Raw genomic sequence first — 259 nt, 5'->3', positions numbered from 1 at the left:
CAGCCGCAGCACCCGGCGGATGGCCCTGACCGATGCTGGCGAACGCTTCTACCAGCGCTGCGTGAAGGTGCTCGACGAGGCGCGCCTGGCCATCGACGACGCCCGCGCCGAGCATGGCGAACTGCGCTTCCAGCACCGACGACGGCTGGATACGGAAGACCAGGCCCTTGGCATCGTCCGGCCGGTGCAGCTCGCGAGTGGCGGAAAGCTGCTTCATGCCGTTGTTCCAGTAGGCCAGGCCATAGATACCGTGCTTGGC

At 67.2% G+C, this 259-nt stretch carries 1 pseudogene; it reads right to left on the bottom strand.

The annotated features are described in order from the left end of the window. Positions 1 to 217: pseudogene (locus tag G5A07_RS22610) on the bottom strand (hypothetical protein); the annotation flags it as partial. Positions 218 to 259: the final 42 nt, after the last annotated feature.

It is taken from the genome of Stenotrophomonas sp. AS012628, assembly GCF_010608305.1.
GTDB classification, from domain to species: Bacteria; Pseudomonadota; Gammaproteobacteria; order Xanthomonadales; family Xanthomonadaceae; genus Stenotrophomonas; species Stenotrophomonas geniculata.
The sequence above is the reverse complement of the archived record's forward strand: the minus strand, read 5'-3'. Positions and strand labels throughout refer to the sequence as shown.